Here is a 17,701-nt window from a genome sequence, read left to right as displayed (position 1 = left end):
CCGTATTAGTTAGATAGGAGTCTTCATGTCCGGATTTAATGCAGAAGCAATCAAGCAAGATTTTCCCATTTTGGACCAAATTGTTAATGATGAGCCTTTGGTTTATTTGGACAATGCGGCGACAACCCAGAAACCCAAGCAGGTGCTAGCGGCTATTGAAAACTACTATCTTAGAGACAATGCCAATGTCCACCGCGGTGTGCATACGCTAGCCGAGCGGGCGACAGCATCCTATGAAGCAGCCAGGGAAAGAGTTCGTTCTTTTATCAATGCGGCTTCTAGCAGAGAAGTCCTCTTTACACGAGGAACCACGACGGGACTCAACTGGGTGGCTCAGTTTGCGGCTGAAAGGCTACAGCCTGGTGATGAAGTGCTGATTTCGATCATGGAGCACCATTCCAATGTCATTCCTTGGCAGGAAGCTTGTAGGAAGACTGGAGCCAAGTTAGTCTATGTCTATCTCAAAGATGGTGCTCTGGATATGGAGGATTTCCTTGCCAAGCTCAATGAGCGGACCAAGTTTGTCTCTCTAGCTCATGCTTCTAATGTTCTCGGTATCATCAATCCCATCAAGGAGATTGCCCAGCTGGTTCATCAGCAAGGAGCGCTTTTGGTAGTAGACGGGGCTCAATCTATTCCGCACATGAAGATTGATGTACAGGATTTGGATGTGGACTTCTTCGCCTTTTCGGGGCATAAGATGGCTGGACCTACTGGTATCGGGGTTCTCTATGGCAAGGAAGAACTGCTGGAGCAGATGTCGCCGGTCGAGTTTGGCGGCGAAATGATTGATTTTGTCTATGAGCAGGAAGCGACCTGGAAGGAGCTTCCTTGGAAGTTTGAGGCCGGCACTCCGAATATGGCAGGAGCAATCGGACTTGCGGCGGCCATTGATTATTTGGAAGACTTGGGGATGGATGCCATTGCCCAGCATGAGCAGGACCTGATTTCCTACGTATTTCCTAAGCTTCAGGCAGTGGAAGGCTTGACCATTTATGGCTCTCAGGATTTGGCTCAGCGCTCAGGTGTGATTGCCTTTAATCTGGATGGTCTTCATCCGCATGATGTCGCGACGGCTCTGGACTACGAAGGAGTAGCTGTTCGGGCGGGTCACCATTGTGCTCAGCCCTTGCTAACCTATCTGCAGGTACCAGCGACTGTACGGGCCAGCTTCTATATCTACAATACCTATGCGGATTGTGACAAGCTGGTAGAAGCTTTAGAAAAGACAAAGGAGTTTTTCAATGGCACTTTCTAAGTTAGACAGTCTTTACAAGGCGGTTGTGACCGACCACTCGGCTCACCCCCATCATCATGGGAAACTGGAAGATGTGGAGCAGGTAGTTCTCAATAACCCAACCTGTGGCGATGTCATCAGCCTTTCTGTAAAGTTTAATGCGGAAAATCAGATTGAAGATATTGCCTTTGTGAATTCCGGTTGTACCATCTCAACGGCTTCGGCCAGTATGATGACGGATGCGGTTCTGGGCAAGACAAAAGAGCAGGCGCTGGAATTAGCAGAAGTTTTCTCACAGATGGTTCAGGGCCAGGAAGACAGTCGCCAGAAAGAATTGGGAGATGGAGCCTTTTTAGCTGGCGTTGCCAAATTCCCGCAGCGGATTAAGTGTGCGACCTTGGGTTGGAATGCCCTCAAGCGAGCAATTGAAGAAGATAAAAAGTAAGAATGTGAAAGGAAATTATGTCAGAAGAAAGAGTAGAACCAAAACCAATTGATCTTGGTGAGTACAAGTTTGGTTTCCATGACGATGTTGAGCCTGTTCTCTCGACAGGGAAAGGGCTGAATGAAGCGGTTATTCGCGAGCTCTCTGCAGCCAAGAATGAACCAGAATGGATGTTGGATTTCCGCCTTAAGTCCTACGAGGTTTTCAAGAAAATGCCGATGCAGACTTGGGGCCCAGATTTGTCAGAAATTAATTTTGATGACTTGATTTATTACCAAAAGGCCTCTGATAAGCCTGCTAGAAGCTGGGATGAAGTGCCTGAGAAGATCAAGGAAACCTTTGAACGGATTGGGATCCCAGAAGCGGAGCGAGCTTACCTTGCTGGTGCAGCTGCCCAGTATGAGTCCGAAGTGGTCTACCACAATATGAAGGAAGAGTTCCAAAAGCTAGGAATCGTCTTTACAGATACTGACTCAGCTCTTAAGGAATACCCAGAGCTTTTCAAACAGTATTTTGCTAAGTTGGTTCCGCCGACAGACAACAAGTTGGCTGCCCTTAACTCCGCCGTCTGGTCTGGTGGTACCTTTATCTATGTGCCAAAAGGTGTCAAGGTAGACATTCCACTTCAAACCTACTTCCGTATCAACAATGAAAATTCCGGTCAGTTTGAACGGACTTTGATTATCGTTGATGAGGGAGCAAGTGTTCACTACGTAGAAGGATGTACAGCACCAACATATTCAAGTAACAGCTTGCATGCAGCGATTGTTGAAATCTTTGCTCTTGACGGCGCCTATATGCGCTATACGACGATTCAAAACTGGTCAGATAATGTCTACAACCTTGTAACTAAACGAGCGCGGGCTATGAAAGATGCGACAGTTGAGTGGATTGATGGAAACTTGGGTGCCAAAACAACCATGAAGTACCCATCTGTTTATCTGGACGGAGAAGGAGCGCGTGGTACCATGCTTTCTATCGCTTTTGCCAATGCTGGTCAGCATCAGGATACAGGGGCTAAGATGATTCACAATGCGCCACACACCAGCTCGTCTATCGTGTCTAAATCCATCGCTAAAGGTGGAGGAAAAGTTGACTACCGTGGCCAAGTGACCTTTGCTCGCAATTCTAAGAAATCTGTCAGCCATATCGAATGTGACACCATTATCATGGACGATTTGTCTGCATCAGACACCATTCCATTTAATGAAATCCACAACTCGCAGGTAGCTTTGGAACATGAAGCTAAAGTTTCTAAGATTTCAGAAGAGCAGCTCTACTATCTCATGAGCCGTGGCTTGTCCGAATCCGAAGCAACCGAAATGATTGTCATGGGCTTTGTCGAGCCTTTTACCAAAGAACTGCCTATGGAATATGCTGTTGAGCTGAACCGTCTCATCAGCTATGAAATGGAAGGGTCTGTTGGATAAAAAGAGGCGTTGGCCTCTTTTTAATTGCGAATAAAGCTTTGCCTAGGCAAAGTATTTAAAAGATTCAGAGGACCTGTTAAACAGTAGCAGAATACTCGATTGCGAGTTAACCCTCAAAGAACTTTTTTTGATTACGTTAAACGTTTACAAACTATACAAATAACCGCGAATCAATTGATTCGCGGTATTTCTTTTATAACTTCTCGTTGACAAAGCGGATGAAGTCGTTCCACCAGACTTTGAAAATGATAGCTTTTTCAACCTTTTTTTCTGTAACCATAGAAATAGAAGTTTTCTTATTTTCGATGTAGCCCTGGCCGATCGGCTCAGAATCTGTATAAGTGAGGGTGCCCACTACACTACCCTTTTTCAAGGGTGCCTGCAGCTCCTGTGGACTTGGCGTAAAGGTGACTTTATGTTCAGCCTGATTGGCTATCCGTTCTAGAATTACCAGGTCCTCACTAGCAACTGCAGCGACCTTATCCTCTTGGCTGTCTCTAATAGCTACTTGTGAGTTATTATATCGTTCGCCTTTTTTGACCAAGACCGTCGGAGAAAAATTTTGCGTAACGTAGGTCATTAGGCTAGATGTAACGCCAAAACGGGTATTAGGGTCATTATCTTCCTGTGTGACTCCTAAAACGACTGTGATCAATCGCATCCCTTTTTCACTTGTTACACCGACAAATGAAACACCACTCTGCTCAGACCCGCCTGTCTTTAAACCCTTCACTCCTGTCCGAAAACTAGGAGAACCTTCCAACATTAAGTTGGGATTTTCTAATTGGATTCCTGCAAAATTCACATGAGATTTGGAAGTGATGCCAAGGACTTCTGGGTAGTCATCAATCAGATGTGAAGCAATTACGGCTATATCATAAGCACTGAACTTATTAGCAGTTTCTTGTTTTTTCTTGCTTTTAGAATTCTCTGCGGACTCCTCTTCGTTATTGGTAGTGTCTAGCGAACCATCTAGTAAACGAATATCCGTACCAGTAGCATTTACAATGATTGCATCAGAAATATTCCATTCCTTGAGTTTGGCTTTCATCATCTTGACAAAATTTTCTTCGCTTCCACCAACTTTTTCTGCCAGAGCAATGGTAGCGCTGTTGGCGCTTGCTAAAAGAGAAGCATTTAGCAAGTCCTTTACCTTGTAGCGTCGCGCTTCCAGAGGCAAGTTTGCGATAGCTGGATTTACTGTCAGCTGGTAAGCATAATCAGAAATATCAACCTCAGTTTCTAGACTCAGTTTGCCATCAGCAATGGCTTCGTAAACCAGATAAGCAGTCAAAATGTTAGTAATAGCACCGACTTCTAGTGGGCTTGTAGCCTCCTTTTCATAGAGGATTTTTCCTGAGTTTGCATCGACAGCAATGGCGCTTTTAGCGGCAATTTCATAGTCATCTGCCAGAACAGGCTTGGCAATCAGGCCAAAGAATAGCAGTAAGAATACAAAAAGTTTTTTCATTTCTTTCCCCTAGATTAGTAATAAATCTATTGTAACATAAAAAAGCCGATATTTTTGATAATCCTATTCAAAAATCCTTGTAAAATATTGAACAAATTTTTATTTATAAGATTTTCTGCATGTTTATGAAAATATATGAAAATGCATAGAAATTTTCCTATACTTTGTTTCAATAAAAATAAGAAAAATGCATAGAATTTTAAAATTTTCTTAAATAAGACTTGTATTTGTCTAGAAATGATGTATAATAATACATAATCTAAAGAAGGAGATTTGCTCATGAAAAAATCTAAATGGTTGGCTATTACTGGTTTGGTTGCAGCATCAGCGCTATTCTTGGCTGCTTGTGGCAAGTCAAGCACTAGCTCGGCAAAGACATATTCTTATGTCTATAATACAGATCCAGATACATTGGATTATGTAAACTCCAATCGCTCCTCTACTTCTGACGTTATTGCCAATTTGGTCGACGGTCTTTTAGAAAATGATCAATATGGGAATCTTATCCCTTCATTGGCTGAAGACTGGACTGTGTCTAAAGATGGCCTAACTTATACTTATAAGTTGCGTAAGGATGCTAAATGGTACACAGCAGAAGGTGAAGAATATGCTGCTGTCAAGGCACAAGATTTTGTCACAGGGCTCAAGCACGCTGCAGATGAAAAATCAGAAGCATTACCAATCGTGCAAAACTCTATCAAGGGCTTGGATGCTTATATCAAAGGAGAAAGCAATGATTTCTCTACTGTCGGTGTCAAGGCAATCGACGACAATACAGTTCAATACACTCTGAATCAGCCAGAAAGCTATTGGAATTCTAAGACAACGATGGGCATTCTCTTCCCGATTAACGAAGAATTTCTGAAGAAAGAAGGCAAAGACTTTGGTACCGTGAAACCTTCCGGTATCCTCTACAATGGTCCATATGTATTAAAGTCATTTACTTCTAAGTCTGTTATCGAATATTCTAAAAACCAAAACTATTGGGACAAGGACAATGTGAAGATCGAAGATGTCAAGTTGACTTACTACGATGGTTCTGACCAAGAGTCGTTGATCCGTAACTTTACTGATGGTGCTTACACGCAAGCTCGTCTCTATCCGACTAGCTCAAACTACGCATCAGTAGAAAAGAAATACAAAGACAACATCATCTTTACTCCACAAAACTCAACTAGCTATTTCTATGCCTTTAACTTGAATCGTCAGGCTTATAGCCACACTTCTAAGACAGATGCCCAAAAAGCTGCCAGCAAAGAAGCAATTCAAAATAAGGACTTCCGCCAAGCAATCAACTTTGCTTTTGACCGTAAATCCTTTGGTGCCCAGATGAATGGTAATGAAGGAGCAACGAAAATTATCAGAAGCTTGCTTGTGCCTCCTAGTTTTGTGCAAGTAGATGGCAAGGACTTCTCGGATGTCGTTGAATCACAACTGGCTTCTTATGGGGATGAATGGCAAGGTGTCAAATTAGCTGATGCCCAGGACAGCATTTACAACCCAGATAAGGCCAAGGCAGAATTTGCTAAAGCAAAAGAAGCTCTGCAAGCACAGGGGGCTGAATTCCCAATTCATCTAGATGTACCAGTTGACCAGACAGATAAAATCATGGTGCAGCGGACCAATTCCTTCAAACAATCTGTTGAGGCAGCTCTAGGCCAAGAAAACGTTGTGATTGACGTGCACCAAATGTCATCAGACGATTTTGATAACTCTACTTACTTTGCAGAAACAGCTGCCCAAAAGGACTATGACCTCAATATGTCTGGTTGGTCAGCAGACTACCAAGACCCAGTAACTTATCTGAATATCTTTAACCCAGAAACAGGGGATAGCTTGGATAATATTGGTCTGACAAAAGGCCAAAACCAAGATCTTGCTTCCAAGGTTGGTTTAACGGACTACAAAGCGCTTTTGGATCAGGCAGATGCAGAAAAGCAAGATACCAATGCTCGCTATACGAAGTATGCAGCAGCGCAGGCTTGGTTAACAGATAGTTCTATTGTGATCCCGTCTATTTCTGCAGGTGCTTCACCAATGGTTCAAAAGGTCGTACCATTTACCAAAGCCTACTCTTATGTAGGTATCAAGGGTGATGTCTATGTATTTAAGGGAATGGAGCTTCAAGATAAGGTCCTAACAGTATCTGATTATCAAAAAGCTTTGAAAAAATGGGAAAAAGAAAAAGAAGAATCAAATAAAAAAGCTCAAGAAGAGTTAGCAAGTCACGTTAAATAAAAGGAAAGAGGCTGGGACAAAAGTCCTATCCTCTTTTCTTTGGATTGTAGAGCAAGACACAGTTGCTGAGTGGGCTCTACTACGCTGATTTCATCAGCTTTTACAGCCCTACTCAACAGTGCGGAGGTGGGACGATGAAATCGAATTCTAACGAATGACCGATTTCTGTCCCACTCTCTTTTAAAGTAGAAAATCCTATATCTCGTTTCTCTTTCTGAACTGTTGAGTTTCTCCTTAAGAAGTATAAGAAAAGGTCCGATTGTTTCGGACCTTTCATTGTTTATTTTGGTGCGATGACTTCCAAGCCACCCATGTAAGGACGTAGGACTTCAGGAATGGTTACAGAGCCATCTTCGTTTTGGTAATTTTCTAAGATAGCAGCGACTGTACGTCCGACAGCCAGTCCAGATCCATTGAGAGTGTGGAGGAGTTTGACCTTGCCATCTGCTTCGTCACGGTAGCGGATTTGGGCACGACGAGCTTGGAAATCTTCTGTGTTAGAGCAGCTAGAGATTTCACGGTAGGTGTTCTGAGCTGGAATCCAGACTTCCAAGTCGTAGGTTTTAGCAGCTGAGAAGCCCATGTCACCAGTAGAAAGAGCAACGACACGGTAAGGCAGATTGAGCTTTTGTAGGATGTTTTCTGCATTGGCAGTCATCTTTTCTAGCTCTTCATAAGATTCTTCTGGCTTGGCAAATTTGACCATTTCAACCTTGTGGAATTGGTGCAGGCGGATGAGACCACGTGTGTCACGACCAGCAGAACCAGCTTCAGAACGGAAAGATGGGCTCATAGCTGTAAAGTAGATTGGCAATTCCTTGCCGTCTAGAATTTCGTCTCGATAATAGTTGGTCAGTGGAACTTCGGCAGTCGGAATCAGAACGAAGTTGGTATCGCTTAGCTCAAAGGTATCTTCTTTGAACTTAGGATATTGCCCGGTACCAAACATAGAGTCATGGTTGACCATATAGGGAGTGATGACTTCTGTATAGCCTTCTTTGCCATGCTCATCCAGCATGAAGTTGTAGATAGCACGTTCCAAACGAGCACCCAAGCCCTTGTAGAAGAGGAAGCGGGCTCCCGTAACTTTTGCTCCACGTTCCCAGTCCAGGATATCCAAATCTTCGCCCAAATCCCAGTGAGCCTTAGCTTCAAAGTCAAATTGGCGCGGTGTACCCCAGCGACGGACCTCTACATTGTCATCCTCGTCTGCCCCGACTGGCACGCTATCGTGCGGAATATTTGGCAGAGTTGTGGTGAACTCGGTCAATTTAGCATCTAATTCAGCCAAAGTAGCATCCAAATCCTTGACTTGGGCAGATAGTTTTTGCATGGCTGCAATCTTGTCATCTGCATTTTCTTTGTTGCGTTTGGCTTGGGCAATCTCTGCAGAAACAGTGTTGCGTTCTGCTTTGAGATTTTCTACTTTTACCAATAAATCACGTCGTTGCTCATCAATTTCCTTCATTCGATTGAGCACATCAGCTGCTACGCCACGGGTAGCTAATTTCTCTGCGACAGCATCAAAGTCTGTCCGAATACGTTTTAAATCTAACATAAGACCTCCAAAAATAAAAGCACACCGAGGAGACTGTTGGAGCGGCTAGGCCGCGGTTCCATCCAACTTCACAGGTGTGCACTTGATTATGTATGTAGTTGTATTGCAACGGTAGAATTTCACACTAGGCTCCTATCTGCTCGCAACACCCGCAGACTTTCTGAAAGAAGCGATAGTCTTACTTATCCGTTTCCTAGATTATACAGGATTTTCTATTTTTTTGCAAATAGATTTTTAAAGAATTGGGCAATTGTTTGGATCAAGGTAGGCAATTTGACAACTTTCTCATTTCCGATATGTTGCCGTGCAATTTTGAGAATCTTTCCAGTGTCCTTGGAGGCAAAGAGAAACTTGCCCTTGTCTGTAAACACTTCAAAATGGCGACTGACATTTTTCCCAGAGACATTGGCACCGATCTGCTGGATGCTAGACCAAGGTAGCTGGATATAGTCTTCTACATTAGCATCAGCGTAGAATTCCAGTGCAACATCACCAACTAAAAACTTCCCAACCTTGCCACCTAAACCCAGATAGGAAACCCCTGTCGTTTGAAATTCAATCGATTTATTTTGCGATTGCGCCATAGAACATCTCCCTTTTAAATACTATAGCTATTATACCATAATAAAAAGAAGGCCGAAACCTTCTTTTTAATTACATCAAACCAATAAGGCGGGCAACGATACCAACAACGAAAAGTCCGATGATGATTGTGATTGGAGAAACTTTCTTCTTAAGCAACCACATGCAGAGGAAGGTAAGGAGAAGTCCCATCAAACCTGGAATCAAAGAGTTAATTTGTCCTTGAAGGGTATTAGCTTTTTCAGGAGTCAAACTCAATCCGCCTGCAACATCACCCAAGATTTTTTGAAGTTGCTCGCCAGTTACAGCACCTTTAGGGAAGTTGATGTAAGCTCCCTCAGAGAGTTTTGTAGATGGCAATTGAAGCGCAAAGCTAACGTTTACCCAGCGTGCTACCAAAACAGCCAAGATAAACATACCAAGGATTGAAGCACCTTTAGTGATGTCTTGGAGGATACCACCAGACATGTCTTTAGTGATTTCAGAACCAGCCTTGTAGCCCAATTCTTGAGTGTACCACAAGAAGGCCATACGGATTGCATTCCAAAGAACGAAGAAGAGAAGTGGGCCGATGATATTTCCTGACAGAGCAAGAGATGCACCGAGTGCTCCAAGGATCGGACGAACTGTGAACCAGAAGACTGGGTCACCGATACCAGCCAAAGGTCCCATCATACCGATTTTAACACCTTGGATAGCTGCATCGTCAATTTCTGCACCGTTTGCTTTTTCTTCTTCAAGGGCGAGTGTTACACCGATGATTGGAGCAGCAACGTATGGGTGAGTATTGAAGAATTCCAAGTGACGCTCAAGAGCAGCAGCTTGATCTTCTTTTTTAGTGTAAAGTTTCTTGAGAGCTGGAATTAAAGAATAAGCCCAACCCAAGTTTTGCATACGTTCATAGTTCCAAGAACCTTGCAAGAAAGTAGAACGCCACCAAACTTTTTGACGGTCTGATTTAGATAATTGAATTTTTTCAGTCATGATATAGCAGCTCCTTTCTTAGTAGTCTTCTAGGATATCGCCGATTGGGTCGTTAGATGTAGCAGACCCGCCACCACCGTTTCCGCCTTTCTTAGAAAGGTTGAGGTAGATAAGGGCGATTGCTACACCGATAGCACCGAGGGCAATCAAAGTCAATTGGCTAACAGCAGCAAGAGCAAAACCGATAGCAAAGAATGGCCATACTTCGCGAGTTGCCATCATGTTGATAACCATAGCGTAACCAACGGCAACAACCATTCCCCCGCCGACAGCCATACCGCCTGCCAACCAATCAGGCATCATAGCAAGCAATTTTTGCACTGCTTCTGCAGGGATAGCAAGAAGAAGGGCTGCAGGGATAGCGATACGAAGTCCTTGGAGAAGGAGAGCTACAAAGTGCGCGCGTTCAACGCTAGCAAAGTCGCCTTTTTTAGCAGCAGAGTCTGCAGCGTGAACCAAGGCAACAGAGATAGTACGCACAATCATAGTCAGGAAGAGACCAGCTACGGCAAGAGGAATCGCGATTGTAGTTGCAACTGTGATACCTTTGTCAGTGAAGTCTCCACCTTGAACCATGATGATAGCAGCAGCAACTGAAGCCAAAGCAGCGTCAGGAGCAACGGCAGCACCGATGTTAGCCCAACCAAGAGCGATCATTTGAAGAGATCCGCCAAGGATAACACCAGCAGTTAAGTTACCAGTTACAAGACCGATCAAGGTACATGCAACCAATGGTTGGTGGAATTGGAATTGGTCCAAGATACCTTCAAGACCAGCTAGGAAGGCAACAAAGACTACTAAAACCATAGAAATAATAGACATGTTTTAAATCCTTTCATAATAATATGAGAGCGAAACGGTTCAGATTATTGAACGTTGGCTTTGTTAATTAAGTCAAACAAATCTTTCTTAGAATCATTTGGTACTTTACGTACGTCGAATTCAACTCCGAGGTCACGCAATTTTTCGTAAGTTGCCACGTCGTCCTTGTCCATTGACAGAACGTTGTTGACCATTGTTTTACCAGTTGAGTGAGCCATTGAGCCGACGTTGAGGGTCTTGATTGGCACACCACCTTCGATAGCGCGTAGGGCATCTTGTGGAGTTTCAAATAAGATAAGAGCGTGCGTATTACCGAAACGTGGATCTTTTGAAACAGCAATCAATTTATCAATTGGAACAACGTTTGCTTTAACATTACCAGGTGCAGCTTGTTTGATGAGTTCTTTACGAAGTTCATCTTTAGCTACTGAGTCAGAAGCAACGATGATACGGTCTGCTTTTGAATCTGGAGTCCAAGCTGTCGCAACTTGTCCATGCAACAAACGTGTATCGATACGAGCAAGGTTGATTTTGAGCTTGCCGTCTCCGATAACAGTTCCTTCTGGGATAGCTGCTTGAGCAACTGGTGCAGCAGCAGGAGCAGCGCTTTCTAGGACTGGACTTAGCTCTTCTGGAAGTGCTTTTACGCCTTCCTTAGCTTCCTTGATAATGTTTGCAACGACAGCATCTACGCCAGCGTTTGCATCCATCATGCGCTCTGTGTAGGCTTGAATTAGCATAGGCAGGTTCAAACCTGTAATAATCGCGAACTTGCGGTCTGGATTTTCACCCATGACACGGCTAGCTTGGTTAAATGGAGACCCACTCCAAAGGTCAGCCAAGACCAATACCTCATCGTTCGCATCAAACGAAGCCACAGCGTCATTGAATTTTGCATACAGATCATCAGGACCTTCGTTTGGCATGAAAGTTACAACTTGAACTTTTTCTTGCTCACCAAAAATCATAGAACCTGACTGATGAATGCCAGCAGCAAATTCACCGTGGCTGGCAATAATGATTCCAATACTCATTATTGTTTTTCCTCCTTATAAAATGTTTGACTTAAGTTTAAGAAAACTTTAAGGCTAACTATTATTATAAAACGTTTTCATGAAAAATGCAAGTACCTGAATCGAGGCGACAATTATTTTCAAATTCTATTTCTAGTGAAAAACGCTGTTATATCAGCCTTTTTTGATCTTTTCTTCTCACTAAATAATTAGATGAAGATTAGATTGCTAATGTAACTAGGTTAATATATGAAAGTAAATGAAAATTTCTATGAAAATGCTTATCTGATAAATTGATAGAAAGTAAATTTATATAGGAAGAATTTATAGCTGAAGTCCAAGAAGTATTTTACAAATTATCTATTTTCTGCTATAATCTTTTTTAGAAAGAAATCTCTTTGTCTACTTTTTAGCGAGTCTGGGATAGTGTGAGCCAGATAGGGAAGCAGAGCAGATGGCGCTTTTGGTTAACATTTTTAAACGTAATGAAGTAATAAATTAGGGTGGAACCGCGTCTTGACGCCCCTAGGTTGAAGAGCCTAGGACTGTCGGATGTGGTTCTTTTGCGTACTGAACCTATTGTTCGAAAGAAAGGAGATTCGTGGAGAACTTTTATCTTGTAAAAGACGAGAACCAATTCGCAGCTTTTCAAGATTTCGTCGCAAAGAATTCCGCAAAGTTGCAGGATTATCTAACATTTTTAAAAGACGAGTTTGCGGTTTATGACTTGCCGCAAGCCATCATTTGGTCCGATTTTGATTCTGCTACGCAGATCATTCGGGAAATTCCTGTACCAGCCTATACAAATGATAGGCGGATGGTTATGACTCCCGAATTGACGGTTTGGAAAGCTTTGTATCTCCTTCAGTTGGAGAATTACGAGTCCTCTCACCAAACTCGAGCAATAGAAGGCCATTATCAGTCTTTGTCTGAAAATTCTCTCTTACAGATTGTCGGCCATGAGTTGGCTCATTGGTCGGAGCATTTTTTAGATGACTTTGATGGATACGGTGCCTATATCTGGTTTGAAGAAGGGATGGTTGAGTATATTAGTCGCAAGTATTTCTTTACAAATGAGGAATTTCGAGTGGAAAAAGCTTGTAATCAGTCTCTCGTAAAGCTCTTTCAGAAAAAGCACGGTTGGCACTCATTGAATGATTTTGGCACTTCAACTTATCAAGGGAATTATGCTAGTATTTTTTACGAATACTGGCGCAGTTTTTTGACAGTTGACAAGTTAGTAGAAAATCTAGGCAGTGTGCAAGCGGTCTGTGATTCTTATCATCGTTGGACGAATACAGATAAAACACTTCCCTTGTTGGATTGGTTCATACAGCAGAAAATAATAGACAAAGAGATATAAACAAACTAAAGGAGTAACAAATGTCTAAAAAGTTAACATTTCAAGAAATTATCTTGACTTTACAGCAGTTCTGGAATGACCAGGGCTGTATGCTTATGCAGGCTTATGATAATGAGAAGGGAGCGGGAACCATGAGTCCCTATACTTTCCTGCGGGCTATTGGGCCAGAGCCATGGAATGCGGCCTATGTCGAGCCGTCTCGCCGGCCGGCAGATGGGCGTTATGGGGAAAATCCGAATCGTCTGTACCAGCACCATCAATTTCAAGTGGTTATGAAGCCTTCTCCAAGCAATATCCAAGAACTTTACTTGCAGTCTTTGGAGCTCTTGGGCATCAATCCGCTGGAGCACGACATCCGCTTTGTTGAGGATAACTGGGAAAATCCGTCAACTGGTTCAGCTGGTCTGGGCTGGGAAGTCTGGCTGGATGGTATGGAAATCACTCAGTTCACTTACTTCCAGCAGGTCGGAGGTCTTCCAACTCAACCGGTAACGGCTGAGGTAACTTATGGTCTGGAGCGTCTGGCTTCTTATATCCAAGAAGTGGACTCAGTCTACGACATTGAGTGGGCCGATGGCGTTAAGTACGGCGAAATTTTCACTCATCCTGAGTATGAGCATTCGAAGTACAGCTTTGAGGTCAGCGACCAAGACTTGCTCTTGGGGAATTTTGAGAAGTTTGAAGCGGAAGCTAAGCGCTGTCTGGACGAGCATCTGGTGCACCCAGCCTATGACTATGTTCTCAAATGCTCGCATACCTTTAACCTCTTGGATGCGCGTGGCGCTGTATCTGTGACAGAGCGGGCTGGTTATATCGCACGTATTCGTAATCTGGCGCGTGTCGTGGCCAAGACCTTTGTGGCTGAGCGAAAGCGTCTAGGCTATCCACTTTTGGATGCAGAGACTCGCGAGAAACTCTTGGCAGAGGAGGGAGAATAATCATGGTAAAAAATTTATTAGTTGAATTAGGCTTGGAGGAAATGCCAGCCTATGTCGTGACACCGAGCATGAAGCAGCTGCGCGACAAGATGGGAGCCTTCCTGACAGACCATCGTCTGACCTTTGAGAAAATTGAAATGTTCTCCACACCGCGTCGTCTGGCGGTGCGCGTGGTGGGCTTGGCGGACAAGCAGTCTGATCTGACCGAAGATTTCAAAGGCCCTTCTAAGAAAATTGCTCTGGATGCTGACGGCAACTTCACCAAGGCTGCAGAAGGCTTTGTCCGTGGCAAGGGCTTAACGGTTGAGGACATTACTTTCCGCGAAATCAAGGGAGAAGAATACGTCTATGTGACCAAGGAAGAAATCGGCCGCCCAGTAGAGGAAATCATCCCAGCAGTGACGGAAGTTCTGCAAGCTCTGACCTTCCCTGTCAGCATGCACTGGGCTAACAACACCTTTGAATACATCCGCCCAGTTCACACCTTGACTGTACTCTTAGATGAGCAGGCCTTTGATTTGGATTTCTTGGACATCAAGAGCGGTCGTACCAGCCGTGGACACCGTTTCTTGGGGAAAGAAACGGAGATTTCTTCAGCAAATTCCTATGAAGATGACTTGCGGGCTCAGTTTGTCATTACCAGTCCTCTTGAGCGGGAAAATATGATTATCGAACAGATTCGGGCGTTAGAGCAGGAGCACGGTGTTTCTATCGAGATTGACGAAGACTTGCTCAATGAAGTGTTGAATCTGGTAGAATATCCAACTGCTTTCTTGGGTAATTTTGATGCCAAATATTTAGAGGTGCCTGAGGAAGTCTTGGTAACTTCCATGAAAGAGCACCAGCGTTACTTTGTTGTACGCGATGCTGAAGGCAAGCTTTTGCCACACTTTATCTCTGTCCGCAACGGAAATGCAGAGCATCTGGAAAATGTCATCAAGGGAAATGAGAAAGTCTTGGTGGCTCGTCTGGAAGACGGGGAATTCTTCTGGCGGGAAGACCAAAAGCTGGCGATTGCTGACTTGGTTGAAAAGCTGAGCAATGTGACCTTCCATGAAAAGATTGGTTCTCTGGCAGAGCACATGGAGCGGACGGGCAAGATTGCGGCTCTCTTGGCGCAAGAGGCAGGATTGGATGCGGATGAGACAGCCGACTTGGCTCGTGCAGCGGCTATTTATAAGTTTGATTTGCTGACTGGCATGGTTGGTGAGTTTGATGAGCTGCAAGGTATCATGGGAGAGAAGTATGCTCTTCTGGCTGGTGAGAATGCTACGGTGGCAGCTGCCATTCGGGAGCACTATATGCCGACATCCGCCGATGGCGAATTGCCTGACACCAAGGTCGGTGCGGTCTTGGCTCTGGCTGATAAGTTGGATACTATTCTGTCCTTCTTCTCAGTTGGCTTGATTCCGAGCGGTTCCAATGACCCGTATGCACTACGCCGTGCGACTCAAGGTGTCGTGCGTATCTTGGACAAGTTTGGCTGGAACATTGACTTGGCTCAGCTTCTTGGTCGACTTTACAAACTGAAGTTTGATAGTCTAAGTTATGAAAATCAAGAGGCCGTGCTGGACTTCTTCCGTGCCCGCGTTGAGAAAATGATGGATCGCAGCATTCCAAAAGACATCGTGACAGCTGTTCTTCAAAGCACTAACTTTGTCGTACGCGATTTGGTAGAAACAGCTGCACTTCTAGCTGAGAAAGCTCAGGAAGACAACTTTAAGTCAGCAGTCGAAAGCCTGTCTCGTGTCTTTAATCTAGCTGAGAAAGCCCAAGGGCAGACAGCTGTTAATTCAGCACTCTTTGAAAATCAAGAGGAAAAAGACTTGGCAGCTGCTATTGAAAAAGTGGAGCTGACGCCTGACTTAGCTGCTAATCTGGATCAACTTTTTGCCCTCAGTCCAGCTATTGACGCTTTCTTTGACCATACCATGGTTATGGCAGAAGATGAGGCTGTGCGTAACAACCGTCTAGCTCTCCTGTCTTCTTTGACAGCCAAAGCGGGACAGCTGGCGCAGTTTAATCAGATTAATACCAAATGAAAGGTAAGAGAGGTAGAATCATGGATCCTAAAAAAATTGAACGCATCAACGAACTGGCTAAAAAGAAAAAAACAGAAGGCCTAACTGCTGAGGAAAAAGTAGAACAAGCCAAGCTTCGTGAAGAGTACATCGAAGGCTACCGTCGTTCTGTTCGCCATCATATTGAGGGCATCAAGATCGTTGATGAGGATGGCAATGATGTGACGCCTGAAAAGTTGCGCCAAGTTCAGCGCGAGAAAGGTCTTCATGGCCGCAGTCTAGATGATCCAAATTCATAAAAACAAGAAAAAGAGAGAGTGGGACAGAAATCGGTAATTCGTTAGAATTCGATTTCGTCGTCCCACCTCCGCACAGTTGAGTAGGGCTGTAAAAGCTGATGAAATCAGCATAGTAGAGCCCACTCAACCATTGCGTCTTGCTCTACAATCCAAAGACAATTGAAGAGTCTAGGACTTTTGTCCCAGACTCTTTTTTTGAATTTATAACTTAGCTTAAGGCTAAGAATATTTATGGACTTTATATCGAGGGATACAGCATTTATAAAGGAAAATCAAGAAATAATGCCTAGCAAGCGAGTAGACAAGCTTGGTTTTTTATCCTTCTATATAGTCTCTTAATGCTTGACCACTTAGGCCGACATTGAGGGCAATCAGCAACTTGATGCGAGCCTTTGGTGCATTGAGCTCTTTGACAAACATGATTCCGGCTTGGTGTAGCTTGACACCGCCACCTTCGTAGGCGTAGACAGGCTCAGCAATGCCGTTGAAACAACGTGAAACGAGAGCGATGGGGAGACCAGCTTCTGCCATCTCTGTTAATGTTTCCGCAGTTTCTTTTGGCAGATTGCCTGCGCCAAAGGCTTCGATGATGAGACCGTCTAGCTTTTGCCAATCCAGCATATCAAGCAGTTCTGTTTTCATACCGGCATAGGCTGGAATGATGGGTACCAGTCCCGAAATGCTAGTCAGATCAAAGCGGACGCGAGGCTCTGCTGTTTTGAAATAGAGGATTTCCTGTTTCATGACCAGGCCTAAAGGGCCGTGCGTCGGAGTTTGAAAGGTGCTGACGTTGGTGGTGTGGGTTTTAGTGACATATTTGGCAGCATGCACTTCATCATTCATAACGACGAGAACGCCCTTGCCTCGACTCTTCTCGTCACTGGCTACCCGTAAAGCAGTCAGGTAGTTATAAACTCCGTCACTGCCGAGTTCATTTGAACTTCTCATAGCTCCGGTCAAAACGACAGGGATGTCAGGCAGGTCCATGGTATCAAGGAAGTAGGCCGTTTCCTCTAGAGTATCGGTTCCGTGGGTAATGACCACACCGTCGTATTGGTCAGCGTCAGCTTTGATTTTTTGGTAGAGGTCGAGCATGTGCTTGGGAGTGATGTGAGGACTGGGAACGTTGAAGAAATCAACCACCGTCACTTCAATACCATCTAAAGGAACAGCCACATGGTTCATGGGATTGTCTTGGCTACTATTGACGGCACCACTTCCGTCAGCCTGCATGGAAATGGTTCCACCCGTATGTAAAACTAAAATTTGCTTATTCATAGATGAGCTTCTCCGTGAATTG

The 17,701-nt window shown here is 44.2% G+C and carries 15 protein-coding genes; 8 read left to right on the top strand and 7 right to left on the bottom strand.

Annotation, left to right across the window (positions count from 1 at the left end):
* Positions 1 to 25 precede the first annotated feature (25 nt).
* The 3 genes from D8872_RS05515 to sufB are packed head-to-tail and all read left to right on the top strand — an operon-like array spanning position 26 to position 3,112.
* A complete protein-coding gene (locus D8872_RS05515) occupies positions 26 to 1,258 on the top strand; it encodes a cysteine desulfurase (RefSeq protein ID WP_125390239.1) in 1,233 nt (410 codons plus the stop codon).
* Positions 1,245 to 1,682 carry a Fe-S cluster assembly sulfur transfer protein SufU gene (gene sufU / locus D8872_RS05510; RefSeq protein WP_002902442.1) on the top strand — a complete coding sequence of 146 codons (438 nt, stop codon included), beginning with the start codon at positions 1,245 to 1,247 and terminating at the stop codon, positions 1,680 to 1,682. Before D8872_RS05515 ends, sufU begins: the two co-directional genes overlap by 14 nt.
* A 17-nt stretch (positions 1,683 to 1,699) precedes the next feature.
* The gene (gene sufB, locus D8872_RS05505) at positions 1,700 to 3,112 is read left to right on the top strand and encodes a Fe-S cluster assembly protein SufB (protein ID WP_048766431.1); all 1,413 of its coding nucleotides are present in this window, start codon (positions 1,700 to 1,702) and stop codon (positions 3,110 to 3,112) included.
* A 193-nt stretch (positions 3,113 to 3,305) separates the two neighbouring features.
* Here sufB and pbp3 read toward each other — a convergent pair whose 3' ends face one another.
* Positions 3,306 to 4,583 (bottom strand): D-alanyl-D-alanine carboxypeptidase PBP3, encoded by a 1,278-nt coding sequence (gene pbp3 / locus D8872_RS05500; protein WP_125390238.1) that lies wholly within the window; start codon positions 4,581 to 4,583, stop codon positions 3,306 to 3,308.
* Positions 4,584 to 4,862: 279 nt separating this feature from the next.
* Between pbp3 and D8872_RS05495 the strand changes: the two genes are divergently transcribed.
* Positions 4,863 to 6,821 (top strand): peptide ABC transporter substrate-binding protein, encoded by a 1,959-nt coding sequence (locus D8872_RS05495; RefSeq protein WP_185761397.1) that lies wholly within the window; start codon positions 4,863 to 4,865, stop codon positions 6,819 to 6,821.
* 280 nt (positions 6,822 to 7,101) lie between these two features.
* On the opposite strand, the gene serS is transcribed toward D8872_RS05495, so the two are convergent.
* The 5 genes from serS to D8872_RS05470 all read right to left on the bottom strand — a co-directional run bounded on the left by serS (position 7,102) and on the right by D8872_RS05470 (position 11,801).
* Positions 7,102 to 8,379, bottom strand: a complete 1,278-nt coding sequence (gene serS, locus D8872_RS05490) for a serine--tRNA ligase (protein WP_125390236.1) — start codon at positions 8,377 to 8,379, stop codon at positions 7,102 to 7,104.
* 212 nt (positions 8,380 to 8,591) lie between these two features.
* A complete protein-coding gene (locus D8872_RS05485) occupies positions 8,592 to 8,963 on the bottom strand; it encodes a DUF956 family protein (RefSeq protein WP_048764725.1) in 372 nt (123 codons plus the stop codon).
* Positions 8,964 to 9,033: 70 nt separating this feature from the next.
* A complete protein-coding gene (locus D8872_RS05480; RefSeq protein WP_045500727.1) occupies positions 9,034 to 9,945 on the bottom strand; it encodes a PTS system mannose/fructose/sorbose family transporter subunit IID in 912 nt (303 codons plus the stop codon).
* Between the two features lie 18 nt (positions 9,946 to 9,963).
* Positions 9,964 to 10,767: a PTS mannose/fructose/sorbose transporter subunit IIC gene (locus D8872_RS05475; RefSeq protein ID WP_005591779.1), complete on the bottom strand. Its 804-nt coding sequence runs from the start codon at positions 10,765 to 10,767 to the stop codon at positions 9,964 to 9,966.
* A 44-nt stretch (positions 10,768 to 10,811) separates the two neighbouring features.
* Positions 10,812 to 11,801, bottom strand: coding sequence for a PTS sugar transporter subunit IIB (locus D8872_RS05470; RefSeq protein WP_125390235.1), 990 nt, complete (start codon positions 11,799 to 11,801; stop codon positions 10,812 to 10,814).
* Between the two features lie 580 nt (positions 11,802 to 12,381).
* On the opposite strand from D8872_RS05470, the gene D8872_RS05465 reads away from it, so the two are divergent.
* From D8872_RS05465 to D8872_RS05450, 4 genes are read left to right on the top strand one after another with little or no spacing between them, the layout of a single operon-like run.
* Entirely contained in the window at positions 12,382 to 13,143 is a 762-nt protein-coding gene (locus D8872_RS05465) for an elongation factor Tu (RefSeq protein WP_125390234.1), read from the top strand.
* 20 nt (positions 13,144 to 13,163) lie between these two features.
* On the top strand, positions 13,164 to 14,081 hold the full coding sequence (gene glyQ / locus D8872_RS05460) for a glycine--tRNA ligase subunit alpha (protein WP_002893545.1): 918 nt from the start codon (positions 13,164 to 13,166) through the stop codon (positions 14,079 to 14,081).
* Positions 14,082 to 14,083: 2 nt separating this feature from the next.
* Complete coding sequence (gene glyS, locus D8872_RS05455) at positions 14,084 to 16,123, top strand: glycine--tRNA ligase subunit beta (protein ID WP_048764716.1); 2,040 nt, start codon at positions 14,084 to 14,086, stop codon at positions 16,121 to 16,123.
* 20 nt (positions 16,124 to 16,143) lie between these two features.
* Entirely contained in the window at positions 16,144 to 16,401 is a 258-nt protein-coding gene (locus tag D8872_RS05450) for a DUF896 family protein (RefSeq protein ID WP_039975732.1), read from the top strand.
* 315 nt (positions 16,402 to 16,716) lie between these two features.
* Here D8872_RS05450 and D8872_RS05440 read toward each other — a convergent pair whose 3' ends face one another.
* On the bottom strand, positions 16,717 to 17,679 hold the full coding sequence (locus D8872_RS05440; protein WP_048764472.1) for an asparaginase: 963 nt from the start codon (positions 17,677 to 17,679) through the stop codon (positions 16,717 to 16,719).
* Positions 17,680 to 17,701 lie beyond the last annotated feature (22 nt).

Source organism: Streptococcus cristatus (assembly GCF_003943815.1).
Lineage (GTDB): Bacteria > Bacillota > Bacilli > Lactobacillales > Streptococcaceae > Streptococcus > Streptococcus cristatus_F.
The sequence above is the reverse complement of the archived record's forward strand: the minus strand, read 5'-3'. Positions and strand labels throughout refer to the sequence as shown.